The sequence below is a fragment of the Micromonospora andamanensis genome, from assembly GCF_016863495.1.
Classification (GTDB): Bacteria; Actinomycetota; Actinomycetes; order Mycobacteriales; family Micromonosporaceae; genus Micromonospora; species Micromonospora andamanensis.
Genome location: NZ_BOOZ01000004.1, coordinates 52,877 through 67,880, shown reverse-complemented (window position 1 = coordinate 67,880; position 15,004 = coordinate 52,877). Strand labels below are relative to the sequence as shown.

At 69.2% G+C, this 15,004-nt stretch carries 11 protein-coding genes; all 11 read right to left on the bottom strand.

The genetic code is table 11. The features are described from left to right. Nucleotides 1–253 precede the first annotated feature (253 nt). The 11 genes from araA to chvE all read right to left on the bottom strand — a co-directional run bounded on the left by araA (nucleotide 254) and on the right by chvE (nucleotide 14,619). Entirely contained in the window at nucleotides 254–1,756 is a 1,503-nt protein-coding gene (gene araA, locus Van01_RS05130; protein ID WP_204000919.1) for an L-arabinose isomerase, read from the bottom strand. 27 nt (nucleotides 1,757–1,783) lie between these two features. Beyond that, nucleotides 1,784–2,773, bottom strand: a complete 990-nt coding sequence (gene yjfF, locus Van01_RS05125; RefSeq protein ID WP_204000916.1) for a galactofuranose ABC transporter, permease protein YjfF — start codon at nucleotides 2,771–2,773, stop codon at nucleotides 1,784–1,786. Further along, nucleotides 2,770–3,843 carry an ABC transporter permease gene (locus Van01_RS05120; RefSeq protein ID WP_204000913.1) on the bottom strand — a complete coding sequence of 358 codons (1,074 nt, stop codon included), beginning with the start codon at nucleotides 3,841–3,843 and terminating at the stop codon, nucleotides 2,770–2,772. The genes yjfF and Van01_RS05120 overlap by 4 nt, the downstream gene beginning before the upstream one ends. After that, on the bottom strand, nucleotides 3,840–5,381 hold the full coding sequence (locus tag Van01_RS05115) for a sugar ABC transporter ATP-binding protein (RefSeq protein ID WP_204000910.1): 1,542 nt from the start codon (nucleotides 5,379–5,381) through the stop codon (nucleotides 3,840–3,842). The genes Van01_RS05120 and Van01_RS05115 overlap by 4 nt, the downstream gene beginning before the upstream one ends. Before the next feature lie 180 nt (nucleotides 5,382–5,561). After that, the gene (locus Van01_RS05110; RefSeq protein WP_239098857.1) at nucleotides 5,562–6,569 is read right to left on the bottom strand and encodes an ABC transporter substrate-binding protein; all 1,008 of its coding nucleotides are present in this window, start codon (nucleotides 6,567–6,569) and stop codon (nucleotides 5,562–5,564) included. 123 nt (nucleotides 6,570–6,692) lie between these two features. Further along, nucleotides 6,693–7,370 carry an L-ribulose-5-phosphate 4-epimerase gene (locus Van01_RS05105; protein ID WP_204000906.1) on the bottom strand — a complete coding sequence of 226 codons (678 nt, stop codon included), beginning with the start codon at nucleotides 7,368–7,370 and terminating at the stop codon, nucleotides 6,693–6,695. Continuing rightward, entirely contained in the window at nucleotides 7,367–9,037 is a 1,671-nt protein-coding gene (araB, locus tag Van01_RS05100) for a ribulokinase (protein WP_204000903.1), read from the bottom strand. The genes Van01_RS05105 and araB overlap by 4 nt, the downstream gene beginning before the upstream one ends. Before the next feature lie 170 nt (nucleotides 9,038–9,207). Next, nucleotides 9,208–10,464, bottom strand: a complete 1,257-nt coding sequence (locus Van01_RS05095) for an ROK family transcriptional regulator (protein WP_239098856.1) — start codon at nucleotides 10,462–10,464, stop codon at nucleotides 9,208–9,210. 151 nt (nucleotides 10,465–10,615) lie between these two features. Beyond that, a complete protein-coding gene (gene mmsB / locus Van01_RS05090) occupies nucleotides 10,616–11,863 on the bottom strand; it encodes a multiple monosaccharide ABC transporter permease (protein WP_204000897.1) in 1,248 nt (415 codons plus the stop codon). Then, entirely contained in the window at nucleotides 11,860–13,407 is a 1,548-nt protein-coding gene (mmsA, locus tag Van01_RS05085; RefSeq protein ID WP_204000894.1) for a multiple monosaccharide ABC transporter ATP-binding protein, read from the bottom strand. Before mmsA ends, mmsB begins: the two co-directional genes overlap by 4 nt. Before the next feature lie 81 nt (nucleotides 13,408–13,488). Next, nucleotides 13,489–14,619 carry a multiple monosaccharide ABC transporter substrate-binding protein gene (gene chvE, locus Van01_RS05080; protein ID WP_239093891.1) on the bottom strand — a complete coding sequence of 377 codons (1,131 nt, stop codon included), beginning with the start codon at nucleotides 14,617–14,619 and terminating at the stop codon, nucleotides 13,489–13,491. Between the last annotated feature and the right edge of the window lie 385 nt (nucleotides 14,620–15,004).

Genomic DNA, 15,004 nt, shown 5'->3' with positions numbered 1-15,004 from the left:
GTCTTCGGAGCAACGCGACACGTCCCGGACGGCCACAGATATCGTCCGTCTTCACTACGACTGTGAGCGATAACACGGCCTTCGTCAAGTCGTAACGTCGACGACTCACGTACTGCTCGGAGGAGCATGTTGCGGTCCCCGGCCGGCGGGGTGGCACGCCGGCCGGGGACCCTGCCACCCGCGGGCGCGGGCAGCCGCCGGCGGGGCGGAAAGGCCGCTACGGCCGATCCGCCCCACCAGCGTCAAAGGACGGTCAGAACCCCCGGGCGAGCCGGTAGTACGCCTGGTTCCAGCGCAGTTCGTCGGCGAACCGCCGGGGATCGGTGTCGGCGTCGATGACGACGAGTTCGGTCCGGCTCATCTCGGCGAGGTCGTGCAACTCCTCCACGCCCACCGCCTGGGAGAGCACCGTGTGGTGGGGCGCGCCCGCGGTGATCCACGCCTCGGCGGAGCCGGGCAGGTGCGGCCGGGGCCGCCAGACCGCCCGGGCCACCGGCAACCGGCGCAGCGGTTGCGGCGGGGAGACCACGTCGACCTCGTTGGCCACCAGCCGGAACCGTTCGCCCATGTCCGCGAGGCCGAGCACCACAGCCGGCCCCGGCGCCGCGTCGAAGACCAGCCGGACGGGGTCCTCACGGCCGCCGATGCTCAGCGGGTGGATCTCCGCGTTCGGCACGTCGCCGGCGATCGAGGGGCACACCTCGAGCATGTGGGCACCGAGGACCAGTTCCTCACCCGGGGTCAGGTCGTAGGTGTAGTCCTCCATGAACGAGGTGCCGCCCTCGGTGCCGACTGCCATCGCCTTGAGGGTGTGCACCAGCACCGAGGTCTTCCAGTCGCCCTCGCCGCCGAAGCCGTAGCCGTCGGCCATCAGACGCTGCACCGCGATGCCGGGCAGTTGCCGCAGTCCGCCCAGGTCCTCGAAGTTCGTGGTGAACGCCCGGAAGCCACCGGCGTCCAGGAAGGTACGCATACCCAGCTCCAGCCGGGCGGCGTAGCGCAGCGAGTCGTGCCGGTCGCCGCCGGGCCGCAGTTCGGTGGCGACCCGGAAGGTGTCGTCGTACTCCTTGACCAGATCGTTGATCTGCGCCTCGGTCACCTCGTCGACCACCCGCACCAGGTCGTTGACCCCGTAGGTGTTCACCGAGACCCCGAAACGCAGCTCCGCCTCGACCTTGTCCCCCTCGGTGACGGCGACGTCGCGCATGTTGTCGCCGAATCGCGCCAGCCGCAGCGAACGCATCGCCGACCAGCCGATCGCCGCCCGGGTCCAGGCGCCGACCCGGGTGACCACCCGGGGGTCCGAGACGTGCCCGGCGACCGTCTTGCGGGCCACCCCAAGCCGGGTCTGGATGTACCCGAACTCCCGGTCGCCGTGCGCGGCCTGGTTCAGGTTCATGAAGTCCATGTCGATCTCGTCCCACGGCAGCAGGACGTTCGCCTGGGTGTGCAGGTGCAGCAGCGGGGTCTGCAACGCGTCCAGGCCCGAGATCCACATCTTCGCCGGCGAGAAGGTGTGCATCCAGGCGATCACCCCGACCGCCCCCTGCGTCGCGGCATCCCGGCAGGTCCGCAGGATGTCGGCGCTGGTGGTCAGGACCGGCTTCCAGACCACCCGGGCGGGGATGTGCGGCGATTCGTCGAGCAGCGCGGCGATCTGACGGGACTGGTCGGCCACCTGCCGGAGCGTGTCCTCGCCGTACATTGCCTGGCTTCCGGTGAGGAACCAGACCTCGGGTTCAGGGTGTGTTGCCATGGGAGTTGCCTTCCGCGAGAGGGGCGGTCACTTGTAGCGGATGCCGATGAGGCGCTGGAGCAGGATGAACGCGAAGAGCAGGCCTCCGATCACGATCTTCGTCCACCAGGAGTTGAGGCTGCCGTCGAAGGTGATCAAGGTCTGGATCACACCGAGCACCAGCACCCCGAGCACCGTGCCGAAGATGTAGCCCGAGCCGCCGGTGAGCACGGTGCCACCGATGACCACCGCCGCGATCACGTCGAGTTCCATCCCGATGGCGATCAGCGGGGCACCGGAGAGCGTGTAGAACGACAGCAGGATGCCGCCGATCGCCGCGCACAGGCCACTGATGGTGTAGACGGCGATCCGGGTCCGGCCCAACGGCAGCCCCATCAACAGCGCCGACTGCGGGTTGCCGCCGATGGCGTAGACGTTGCGTCCCAGTCGGGTGTACGCCAGCACGTACGCGGCGACCAGCACCACCGCGAAGGCGACGAGCACGCTTATCGAGACGAAGTTGCCCCGGGGATCGCCGATCCGGTACTGCGACATCGTGGTCCAGAACCCGTCGGTGATCGGGATCGACGCGTTGCTGATGAACGTGCACATGCCACGGGCGAAGAACATGCCGGCCAGGGTGACGATGAAGGGCTGGATGTCGAAGAAATGGATCGCACAGCCCATCAGGAACCCGAGCGTCGGCCCGATGAGCAGGGCGATCACCAGCACCGGCAACGCGGGCAGGCCGGATTGCAGCAGCCACGCCGAGACCATCGCGGTCATCGCCGCCACCGAGCCGACCGACAGGTCGATCCCGCCGGTGAGGATCACGAAGGTCATCCCGACCGCGATGACGAGCAAGAAACCGTTATCGATAAAGACGTTGAAAACTACCTGGATGTTGGAGAACGCCCGGTACTGGGAGACCCCGATGCCGTACATCACCAGCAGCAACGCCAGGGTCGCCAGCACCGGCATGTGCCGCCGGGGCAGCTTGGCCCAGCGCGGGCCGGTGGAGATCGGGAGACTGGTCATGCCGGCACCTGCTCCTTCTGCCGCTGCGGCGACGACTGCGGCGGCGGCGGTGTCCCGGGCCGTCGACGACGGAACCTGGCCCGGAAGGCGGGCGCCTGGATGAGGCAGACGGCGATGACGACCACCGCTTTGAACAGCAGCGCCGTCTGGGGTGAGATGTTCATGGCGTACACCGTGGTGGTGAGGGTCTGGATGATCAGGGCACCGACGATCGTGCCGCTGAGGTAGAACCGGCCCCCGGCGAGCGAGGTGCCACCGATGACGACCGCGAGGATCGCGTCGAGCTCCACCCACAGACCTGTGTTGTTGCCGTCGGCGCTGGAGACGTTCGCGGTCATCATGAACCCCGCGATCGCGGCGCAGGCGGCGCTCACCACGTAGACCAGGAAGACGACCCGACCGGACCGGATGCCCGCCAGCCGGCTGGCCTCCCGGTTGCCGCCCACCGACTCGACGATCATGCCGAGCGCGGTGCGACGGGTGAACGCCGCGACGAGCAGGGCCGCGGCCAACGCGATGAAGATCGCCAGGGGCAGGGTCAGCAGGTGCCCCAGCCCGATCGCCCGGTACGGACCGGAGTTGATGGTGATGATCTGGCCCTCGGCGATCAGCTGTGCGAGGCCCCGGCCAGCCACCATCAGGATGAGGGTGGCGATGATCGGTTGGATGCCGATGACGGAGACCAGCACCCCGTTCCAGGCACCGAGCACCAGGGCGACCCCGAGCGCCATGGCGAGTGCGGTCAGCACCGTGCCGAGGTTGTTCTGGTCGGGCGCCCGGCTGATGTAGAGGCAGGCGATGGCTCCACTTATCGCGCAGGTCGAGCCGACCGACAGGTCGATGCCGCCTGTCGAGATGACGAGGGTCATCCCCAGCGCGACGAGGATCAGCGGGGCGCTCAACCGCAGGATGTCGATAGGGGTGCCGTACAGGTGGCCGTTGTTGATCTCGACGGCCAGGAACCCGGGACGGTAGACGGTGTTGGCCGCCAACATGACCACGAGCACGGCTACCGGCCAGAACAGCCGGTGACCGAGCAGGGTTCGGAAGCGGTGCCCGGCGTCGCTCATCGGCTCGCCTCCTCACGCTCGGTGCCGCTGGCGATGGTCTGCATGACGCGGTCCGCGTCCACAGTGTCGTCGTTGTCGAGTTGGGCGACCAGTTCCCGGTCGCGCATCACCGCGATCTTGTGACTGAGGCGCAGCACCTCCTCCAGCTCGGCGGAGATGAACAGCACCGCCATCCCGCCGTCGGAGAGCTGCACCACCAGCTTCTGGATCTCGGCCTTCGCGCCGATGTCGATGCCCCGGGTCGGCTCGTCGAGGATGAGCAGCCGTGGCTCGGTGATCAGCCAACGGGCCAGCAGGACCTTCTGCTGGTTGCCGCCGGAGAGGTTGCGTACCGGCATCTCCGGGTTGGCCGGACGGATGCTCAACGCCTTGATGTACCTGTCGACAAGCTCGTCCTGGCGGCGCCGGGGGATCGGCCGCAGCCAGCCGCGAGCCGCCTGCATGGCCAGGATCATGTTCTCCCGGACCGACAGGTCGGCGATGATCCCCTCCGCCCGGCGGTTCTCCGAACAGAAGCCGATGCCCTGGTCGATGGCCTGCACCGGGTTGCGCAGGCCGGTCCGGGCGCCGTTCACCTCGACCTCGCCACGGTCGGCCCGATCCGCGCCGAACAGCAGCCGAGCCACCTCGGTACGCCCGGAGCCGAGCAGGCCGGCCAGACCGACCACCTCACCGGCGTGGATGGCCAGCGTGAAAGGGGCGACCGCACCCTTGCGACCGAGCTGCGACACCTGGACGAAGGGGGTACCCCCCTCCAGGACCGCCAGCTCCGGGCGGGGCTGCTCCTCGATCCGTTCGAGGACGTCGAGTTCCTTGCCGATCATCTTCTCCACCAGCGCCAGCTGCGGCAGTTCGGCGATCGGGTACTCCCCCACCAACGCGCCGTTGCGCAGCACGGTGATCCGGTCGGCGATGCCGTAGACCTGATCGAGGAAGTGGGTCACGAAGAGGATGGCGATGCCCTCGTCCCGCAGCTGCCGCATGATCCGGAACAGTTGCGCGACCTCACCGGCGTCCAGGCTGGACGTCGGCTCGTCCAGGATCAGCACCCGGGCCTGCACGTCGATCGCCCGGGCGATCGCGACCATCTGCTGCACCGCCAGCGAGAAGCTCGCCACCGGCGCGGTGACGTCGATGTCGAGGTCCAGACGGGCCAGCAGCTGTCGGGCGCGCCGCCGGACCTCGCCCCAGCGGACGGCACCGAAGCGGCGCGGCTCCCGGCCGATGAAGATGTTCTCCGCCACGGACAGGTTCGGGCAGAGGTTGACCTCCTGGTAGACCGTGCTGACCCCGGCGGCGGCGGCCTGCATCGGTCCGTTGAAGGCCACCTGCTCGCCGTCGAGGGTGACGCTGCCCTCGTCGATGCCGTAGACGCCTGTCAACACCTTGATCAGGGTCGACTTGCCGGCGCCGTTCTCGCCCATCAGGGCGTGCACCTCGCCGGGAAAGAGCTGAAAGTCGACGTTGTGGAGTGCGCGCACCCCGGGAAAGGACTTGCTGATCCCGGTCATCGTCAGGACCGGACGACTATCCGTCATCCCATCGATCCTCTTCTAATTTTCATCGATGCGGAAGGGCCAGTTATCCCGGCACGCCGCCCGGCCGGCCTGGGGGCCGGCCGGGCGGCGTGGCACGGGATGTCGGGCCAGACGCCCAGTCCGTCGGGAATGGGCGACGCGGCGGGGCCGCCCCGCTGGTGGCGGCGACCCCGGGCGTCATCAGTACTTGCGGTTGGGCAGGGCCTCCTTGGCCTGCTCCTGCGTGAAGGTGGTCTCCTCGGTCTCGATCCGCGGCGGCACCTCCTCGCCGGCCTTCACCTTCTTGGCCAGGTCCATCAGCTGTGGGCCGAGCAGCGGGCTGCACTCCGCGATGAAGTTGAACTTGCCGTCGGCCAGGGCCTGCATGCCGTCCTTCACCGCGTCGATGGTGATGATGGTGATGTCCTTGCCGGGCTCCTTGCCCGCCGCGGTGATCGCCTCCAGCGCACCCAGACCCATGTCGTCGTTGTGCGCGAAGAGCACGTCGATCTTCGGGTGAGCCTTCAGGAACTGCTCCATCACCTGCTTGCCGCCCGCCCGGGTGAAGTCGCCAGACTGGGAGGCGATGACCTTCAGCTTGGGGTCTGCCGCGATCGCCTCGGCGAAGCCCTTCTTCCGGTCGTTGGCCGGGGCGGAGCCGGTGGTGCCCTGCAACTCGACGATGTTCACGTCGCCTGTCGCGTCCTTCTTGTTCTCCACCAGCCACTCGCCGGAGAGCCGGCCCTCCTTGACGAAGTCCGAGCCGAGGAAGGTCTTGTAGAGCGACTTGTCGGCGGAGTCCACCGCGCGGTCGGTCAGGATCACCGGGATGCCGGCGTCCTTGGCCTCCTTGAGCACGGTGTCCCAGCCGGACTCCACCACCGGCGAGAAGGCGATCACGTCGACCTTCTGCTGGATGTAGTTGCGGATGGCCTTGATCTGGTTTTCCTGCTTCTGCTGGGCGTCGTCGAACTTCAGCTCGATGCCGGCCTCGGCCGCCGCCTCCTTGATGGAGTTGGTGTTGGCCGTACGCCAGCCGCTCTCCGCGCCGACCTGGGAGAAGCCCAGGACGAGCTTGTCGTCGCCGCCGCCGTCGTTGCCGCTGCCGGTGTCGCTGTTGCCGCAGGCCGCCACGCCGCCGGCGAGCAGCACGGCGGCGACGACCGCCATGGCGCGCCGACGCGCCATGGGCATTCGCATGTTCCTCATCGGATCTCCTCGGGTGGGGGTGCGGTTGTCCACGCCGGCCGCGGCGGTGCGGGAGCGGTCGGCGCTCGTGGTGGGGATCTGTGCGTCGGTTGGTGCAAGGCGTCTCCGGCTGGCCGGGGACGGTCAGGAAGAACGTTGGCCGTAGACGTTCTGGTAGCGGTCGTAGAGGGCGTCGATGTCGGCCTGCGCCATCGGCACCGGTTGCCCGAGCGCGCGCGCCAGGTGCGCGGTCCGGGCGACGTCCTCGCACATCACCGCGGCCTTGACCGCGGCACGGGCGTTACGCCCGATGGTGAAGACGCCGTGGTTACGCATCAGCACCGCGGGCGAACGGTGCCCGGTGAGGGTGCTGACGATCCCCTTGCCGATGTCGTCGCCGCCGATCAGGGCGAACGGGCCCACGGGGATCTCCCCGCCGAACTCGTCAGCCTGCGCGGTCAGATGGCAGGGGATCGACTCGCCGCGCGCGGCCCAGGCGGTGGCGTACGTGCTGTGGGTGTGCACGACGCCGCCCACCTCGGGCATGGCGCGGTAGACGTAGGCGTGCGCCGCGGTGTCGCTCGACGGCGACAGCTCTCCCTCGACAGGCAGGCCGTCGAGGTCGCAGAGCACCATGTTGCCGGCCGACAGGTCGTCGTAGTCGACGCCGCTCGGCTTGATCACCATGAGGTCGTGGCCGGGGACCCGCGCGGAGACGTTGCCGGCCGTCCAGGCGACCAGGCCGTACCGGGTCAGTTCCCCGTGCAGCCGGGCCACGCTCTCGCGCAGCTCGCTGATCTGTCGGGTCACCTCGACGTTCACGCGAACACCTCCTGCGGCGTCGTCGCGGACTCCACCGCCGCGTTACGGATCGCCCGCAGCCGCAGCATCACGTCGTTGGCCCCGCGACCGAAGTGGTCGTGCAGCGCCCGGTACTCGGCGTAGAGGGCGTCGTACGCGCGTACCCGGTCCGGGTCCGGCTGGTAGACCGCCGCCGCTATCCGACCCATCGCCCGCGACGCCTCGTGGATCGTGGGGTGGGCGCCGGCGGCCACGGCGGCGTGGATCGCCGAGCCGAGCGCCGGCCCCTGCGCGGAGCCGATGATGCCCAACGGTCGGTTTGTCACGTCGGCGTAGATCTGCATCAGCAGCTCGTTGGAGGTGAGCCCACCGGCGATCACCAGGTCGTCGACCGGCACACCGGCCTCGACGAACGCCTCAATGATCATCCTGGTCCCGTACGCCGTCGCCTCCAGCAGCGCCCGGTAGATGTCCTCCGGGCGGGTGGCCAGCGTCAATCCGACGATCAGCCCGCTGAGATCGTGGTTGACAAGCAGCGACCGGTTGCCGTTCCACCAGTCGAGCGCGACCAGACCGTGCGCGCCGACAGGCTGGGCGGCGGCCAGCTCGGTGAGCCGCTCGTGCGAGTCGACGCCGGCCGGCGCGGCGTGCTTGACGAACCACCCGAAGATGTCGCCGACGCCGCTCTGCCCGGCCTCGTAGCCCCAGGCCCCGGAGCTGATGCCACCGTCGACCACGCCGCACATCCCGGCCACCTCGGCGGGGTGGGTGCCGTTCACCACGTGACAGGTCGACGTACCCATGATCGCCACCAGCCGGCCCGGATCGAGCGCCTGGGCGGCGGCAGCGGTCACGTGGGCGTCGACGTTGCCGACCGCTACGGCGATGCCCTCCGGCAGCCCGGTCCAGGCCGCGGCGCGGGCGGTCAGTCCACCGGCCCTCGCGGCGAGGGGCATCAGCGGACCGTCCAGTTTGGTGACGAAGTCACCGAAACCGGGGTTGAGCGCGGTGAGGTAGTCCGCCGACGGGTAGTTGCCGTCCTGACGGATGCCCTTGTAGCCGGCGGTGCAGACGTTGCGCGTCTCGACACCGCACAGCTGCCAGACGATCCAGTCCGCCGCCTCGATGAACCGCTCGGCCCGGTGGTAGACCTCCGGGTCCTCCTCCAGGATCTGCAGACCCTTGGCGAACTGCCACTCGGCGGAGATCTTGCCGCCGTAGCGACCGATCCAGGGCTCCGCACGCTCGTGGGCCAGCGCGTTGATCCGGTCGGCGTGCGGCTGGGCGGCGTGGTGCTTCCAGAGCTTCACCCAGGCGTGCGGTCGCTGGCGCAGCTCCGGCACCTCGCACAGCGGCGTACCGTCGGCGAGCGTCGGCAGCACGGTGCAGGCGGTGAAGTCGATGCCGATGCCGACGACGTCGCCCGGGTCGACCCCGGCGGCGGCCACCGCCGCCGGTACCGCGTGGCGCAGCACGTCGCGGTAGTCCTCCGGGTCCTGCAACGCCCAGTCCGGCGGCAGCGGCGTGCCTCCGTCCGGCAGCGCTGAGCTGATCACCGCGTTGCGGTACTCGTGCACCGCGGTCCCCAGCTCGGCACCGTCGCGGACCCGGACCACCAGGGCCCGCCCCGAAAGGGTGCCGTAGTCGACGCCGACGACGTACTTGTCGCCCGCTGCCACACCGCTCATCTTCACCTCCGGCCGATGACGGACCTCAGTGTTAACGCTCACATCCGATGACGTCAAGACACCTCCCGGCAACAGCTCCGTAACGGACTGCATGGTCGCAGGCACACCGCCCACTCGGCTACCCCGGTCCCACCGCATCGACAGCGCTCTGGGCGCCGGCCCGCCGTCGTTCAGGCCCGCCGTCCCGGCTGGACACCCGGCACCGACGGTGCGGAGGAGGGCACGACGACGCGCGACGGCACCTGTCGCGTCAGCACCGTCAGCGGATCGTCGAGCAGCGCGGCGAACCCGAGTTCCGCCGCACCGACCAGGGTGGCGTCGTCGCCGAGGGCCGCGGTGCGCAGCCGGACCGTCTCCCGGGCCACCGGCAGCACGTGGCGGGCGATCCGCGCGCGTACCTGGGCGGCGGCCCCCGGATAGAGGTCGCACAGCATCCCGCCGAAGACCACCATGCCGGGATTGAACAGGTTGATCAGATTCGCCACCCCGATGCCGAGCCAGTCCCCGACCCGACGCAGCGCCTCCCGCGCCGCCGGATCCCCCCGGTCGGCGTCGTCGGCCACGGACCGGACCGCGTCGCGCCCGAACAGCTCGGCGGGCCGACCGGCGGCGTCGAGCAGGGCGCGCTCGCCGACCTCCGCCTCCAGGCAACCGTACGAGCCGCAACCACAGGGCCGGCCGTCGTGCGGATTGACCACCATGTGCCCCAACTCGCAGCCGTAGCCGCCGTCGCCACCCAGCAGCCGCCCCCCGACGATGATGCCGCCGCCAACGCCGACGTCACCGTGCAGGTAGATGAGGTCGTCGAGGCCGACCCCCGCGCCGCGCTGCTGCTCCGCCTGAGCACCGAGGTGGGCCTCGTTGCCCACCGCCACCGGCAGGCCGAGGCCGAGGCGGCTGCCGAGTTCGTCGCCGAACGCCTGGTCGACCCAGCCCAGATCGGGCCCGTACCGGACCATCCCGTCGCCCGGCCGGATCATGCCGCAGTACGAGGCGCCCACCCCGACGCACCTCGCCCCCGACGGTGCCGCCCGGTGCAACTGCCGGCCGAAGCGGGCGAGGACCGCCACCACGTCGTGCAGGTCCGGACCGGCGCGTGGACGCACCGCCTCCCGCCGGTCCAGGATGGCGCCGCCGAGCCCGACGCGGGCGGCGACCAACCGGTCCACCGCGACATCGAAGGCCAGCACGTAGCACCTGTCGGACGCCGGCCGGACCACGAGTGACGGCCGGCCGGCGCGGCCGGTGTCCCCAGGTGACTCCTCATCGACGAGGCCGACCCGGCTCAGCTCGACGGTCAGCGCCCTGATGGTGCTGCGGTTCAGGCCCATCCGCTCGCCCAGCTCCGCCCGGGACAACGGGCCACGGAGATGCACGTGCCGCAGCAGCGTGCCGGCGTTGTGCCGGCGGATCTCCTCCTGGACCAATCGAACCTCCGGACGCCGCGGAGCCGACCCGAGGGAGTGTTTCCACATCGCGACGCGACGTCAAGCGCGGCCGGCGGGCCGGCGTCGGTCCGCCGGCCGGAGCTGACCGGAGACCGTCGGGCACCCGCGTGGGGGTGCCCGACGGTCTTGCTCAGCGGCTCGCGCCGGCCCGGCGCTTGTTGTAGACGTCGAAGGCGACGGCGACCAGCAGCACGAGGCCCTTGACCACCGACTGCAAGGACTGGTCCACACCCATCAGCTGCATGCCGTTGCTCATCACCGCCATGATGAGCCCGCCCACCATGGCGCCGACGACGGTACCGACGCCGCCGGTGACAGCCGCACCACCGATGAACGCGGCGGCGATCGCGTCGAGTTCGAACATGTTGCCCGCCGCGGGCTGCGCGCCGTTGGAGCGGGAAGAGAAGATGATGCCGGCCACCGCGGACAGGAAGCCCATGTTGACGAAGATCCAGAAGTTCACGGTACGGACCTTCACGCCGGACAGCATCGCCGCGGAGAGGTTGCCACCGATCGCGTAGACCTGCCGGCCGAAGACCGTGCGCCGGGTGAGCAGCCCGTAGACGAGCACCAGGGCGGCCAGGATGATCAGCACGATCGGCAGGCCACGGGCGTGCGCGAGCTGCCAGGCGAACCACATGACCACGGCACCGACGAGCGCCATCCGGGCGACGAACAACGCGAACGACTCGACGGGCTGCTGGTACCGGACGCGGGCGGCCCGGGTGCGGAAGCAGCTGACCACGTAGCCGGCCACCGCGATGCCGCCGATCAGCAGGGTGAAGGCGTCATAGCCGTCACCACCGATCAGACCGTTGAGGAATCCGGCCGCGATCCTGTTGTACTCGGCCGGGAACGGCGACAGCGAGATGTTGTCAAGCACCCGCAGGGTGAGGCCGCGGAAGAGCAGCATGCCGGCGAGGGTCACGATGAACGCGGGAATGCCGACGTACGCCACCCAGAAGCCGTGCCAGGCGCCGACCGCGAGACCCACCGCCAGGGCGGCCAGCACACCGACCCACCACGGTTGGCCCTGTCGGATGACGACCACCGCGGAAACCGCGCCGGTGAGCGCCACCACCGAGCCGACCGAGAGGTCGATGTGCCCGCCGATGATCACGATGACCATGCCGATGGCGAGCACCAGGATGTACGAGTACTGCAGGACGATGTTCGTGATGTTGCCCGGGCTCAGCGAGAGACCGTCGGTCAGGAACGCGAACAGGGCGACGATGACGACGAGGGCGACGAAGATGCCGCTCTGCCGCAGATTGTTCATGATCAGCGTACGTGGGTCGCTGGTGCCGACATGCAGTGCGGCGGCGGGAGCGCTCTCGGCCGACTTCTTGTCCGCCGAGGAAGGCCTGGTGCTGGTCATCCGACGCTTTCCTTGTCCTTCGCCATGAGTTCCATGAGCTTCTCCTGGGTCGCCTCAGCGACCGGCACCTGGCCGGTGATGCGGCCTGCCGACAGCGTGTAGATGCGGTCGCACATGCCGAGCAGCTCCGGCAGCTCGGAGGAGATGATGATGACGGCCTTGCCGTCGGCCACCAGCCGATTGATGATCGTGTAGATCTCGAACTTCGCCCCGACGTCGATGCCCCGGGTCGGTTCGTCCAGGATCAGCACGTCCGGATCGGTGAACAGCCACTTCGACAGCACGACCTTCTGCTGGTTGCCACCGGAGAGCTTGCCCACCACCGACATCACGCTCGGCGCCTTGATGTTCATGTCGCGCCGGCTGGACTCGGCGACCTTGATCTCCTCGTTGTCGTTCACCCAACCCAACCGGGCGAGTCGACGTAGGCCGGCCGCCGAGATGTTGCGCCGGATGTCCTCGATCAGGTTCAGGCCGAAACGCTTGCGGTCCTCGGTCGCGTACGCGATGCCGTTGCGGATGGCCTCGGCGACGGTGCGCGCCCTGACCTCCCGGCCGTGCACGAACAACCGGCCGGTGATGTCGCGGCCGTAGGAGCGTCCGAAGACGCTCATCGCCAGTTCGGTCCGCCCGGCGCCCATCAGGCCGGCGATACCGACCACCTCGCCGGCGCGCACGTTCAGGTTCGCGTCGTCGACCACCAGCCGGTCCTGGGTCGGATGTCGCACCGACCAGTCCTCGATGCGCAGCACCTCCTCGCCGGGGGTGGACACCCGGTCGGGGTAGAAACTGTCGATGTCGCGGCCGACCATCCCCCGGATGATCCGTTCCTGGGTCACCTCGCCGGAGGCCATCTCGAGCCGCTCCACCGTCCGCCCGTCGCGCAGCACTGTCGTGGAGTCGGCGATCGCGGTGATCTCGTTGAGCTTGTGGGAGATCATGATGCAGGTGATGCCCTCGTCGCGCAGTCGGCGCATCAGGCTCAGCAGGTGGGCCGAGTCGACGTCGTTGAGCGCGGCGGTCGGCTCGTCGAGGATGAGCAGCCGGACCTTCTTGGAGATGGCCTTGGCGATCTCCACCAGCTGCTGCTTGCCGACGCCGAGCTGCACCACAGGCGTCACCGGGTTCTCGGCCAGCCCCACCGAGGCGAGCAGCCGCGCCGCTTCGGCGTTCGTGCGGTTCCAGTCGATCAGCCCGCCGGCCCCGCGCTGCTCGTTACCGAGGAAGATGTTCTCGGCGATCGACAGGTACGGGACCAGGGCGAGTTCCTGGTGGATGATGACGATGCCCCGGCTCTCGCTGTCCCGGATGCCCTTGAAGTGCACCGGTTCGCCGTCGAGCAGGATCTCGCCGTCGTAGCTGCCGGACGGGTAGACCCCCGACAGCACCTTCATCAGGGTGGACTTGCCGGCGCCGTTCTCGCCGCAGATAGCGTGGATCTCCCCACGACGTACGGCGAGGGTGACGTCCTGGAGCGCCGCCACGCCCGGGAAGGTCTTGGTGATGCGACGCATCTCGAGGATGTTGTCGTCAGTGCTCACCATCCTGAGCCTCCAGATCGTCGTGTGTGGCAGGGGTGGTGCCGGGCCCGGTGGCGGGTACGCCACCGGGCCCGGGCAACGCCGTCAGCCGGCCTGGCCGGCGGCGACCTCCTCGGCGGTGAAGTAGCCCGAGTCGATCAGGACCGGCTTGATGTCGTCCTTGTACACCGTCTGCACCGGCAGCAGGTACGAGGGCACGACCTTGACACCGTTGTTGTAGGTCTCGGTGTCGTTGGCCTCCGGCGCCTTGTCGGTGAGGAACGCCTCACCGGCGATGACGGCCTGCTCGGCCAGCAGCCGGGTGTCCTTGAAGATGGTGGAGCTCTGCACCCCGTCGTCGATCAGCTTGACCGAGGCGATCTCGGCGTCCTGGCCGGTCACCACCGGGAAGTCCGCTCCCTTGTAGCCGGCGTTCTGCAGGGCGGTGATGATGCCCCGCGACAACCCGTCGTACGGCGACAGCACGCCGTCGACCTTGGTGCCGCTGTTGTAGCTGGAGGTGAGCAGGTCCTCCATCCGCTTCTGCGCGGCCTCCTGCTGCCACCGCAGGATCGCCACCTGCTCGATCTTCGTCTGCCCGGACGTCACCTTCAGGGTGCCGTCGTCGATGAACGGCTTGAGGGTGTCCATCGCGCCGTCGAAGAAGAAGTGGGCGTTGTTGTCGTCGAGCGACCCGGCGAACAGCTCGATGTTGAACGGGCCCTTCGCCTCGCCCTTCGCGCCGTCCTTGGTCTGCACCCCGAGGCCGACGAGCAGCGCGGTCGCCTGGGCGACACCGACCTTGTAGTTGTCGAAGCTGACGTAGAAGTCGACGTTCGGGCTGTCCCGGATGAGCCGGTCGTAGGCGATGACCGGGATGTCCGCGTCGGCCGCCGCCTGCAACTGACCGCTCAGCGCCGTGCCGTCGATCGCCGCGATGATGAGCACGTCGGCACCCCGAGTGATCATCTGGTCGACCTGCTGGGACTGGGTGGGGATGTCGTCACCGGCGTACTGGAGATCGACCTGGTAACCCTTGGCCTCCAGCTTCTCCTTTACCGAGTTGCCGTCCGCGATCCACCGCTCGGAGGTCTGGGTCGGCATCGACACGCCGATGGTCAGGTCGGCGGGCGTGTCGCTGTCGTTACCGCCGCTGCCGGCACCGTCGCCACTACAGGCCGCCATGCTCAGCGCCAGGGCGGCGCTACCGAGAGCGGCCAGGACTCTTCTGTTCACTGGCTTCCCCAATCTGGAACTCGCGCCGTCGCACCGGCTGCGCGGGTCGCACTTGGGGCCCAAGTGTTAGCGCTCACAATGCCTAGGTCAACACCTGGTTGGAAATACCGCGGTCACGGTCTCGTAACGAACGCCCCACTCCACCGAGTGGCCGAGTCGCCGCAGGTCAAGCGGGTGATCACGGGATCCGACCGCGGAGTCGCGCCCCCGGCCGAGCGACGCTCATCGACGTCAGAGAATACGGCAAGCCCGGGCCGGCGAACACCCCGCGACCCCGCTCCGTCCACTGCGGACCTGCGCGCCGCGCGCGATCACCGTGGCACGGTGCCGTCGTCGCACGGCGTGAACACTGGGTTTCCATCCGGTTACCAACCCGGCATTGACA

What these genes read in the sequence shown, in the direction of transcription:
- araA (WP_204000919.1), bottom strand. Translation starts at nt 1,756, where the DNA reads ATGGCAACACACCCTGAACCCGAGGTCTGGTTCCTCACCGGAAGCCAG.
- yjfF (WP_204000916.1), bottom strand. Translation starts at nt 2,773, where the DNA reads ATGACCAGTCTCCCGATCTCCACCGGCCCGCGCTGGGCCAAGCTGCCC.
- Van01_RS05120 (WP_204000913.1), bottom strand. Translation starts at nt 3,843, where the DNA reads ATGAGCGACGCCGGGCACCGCTTCCGAACCCTGCTCGGTCACCGGCTG.
- Van01_RS05115 (WP_204000910.1), bottom strand. Translation starts at nt 5,381, where the DNA reads ATGACGGATAGTCGTCCGGTCCTGACGATGACCGGGATCAGCAAGTCC.
- Van01_RS05110 (WP_239098857.1), bottom strand. Translation starts at nt 6,569, where the DNA reads ATGAGGAACATGCGAATGCCCATGGCGCGTCGGCGCGCCATGGCGGTC.
- araB (WP_204000903.1), bottom strand. Translation starts at nt 9,037, where the DNA reads ATGAGCGGTGTGGCAGCGGGCGACAAGTACGTCGTCGGCGTCGACTAC.
- mmsB (WP_204000897.1), bottom strand. Translation starts at nt 11,863, where the DNA reads ATGACCAGCACCAGGCCTTCCTCGGCGGACAAGAAGTCGGCCGAGAGC.
- mmsA (WP_204000894.1), bottom strand. Translation starts at nt 13,407, where the DNA reads ATGGTGAGCACTGACGACAACATCCTCGAGATGCGTCGCATCACCAAG.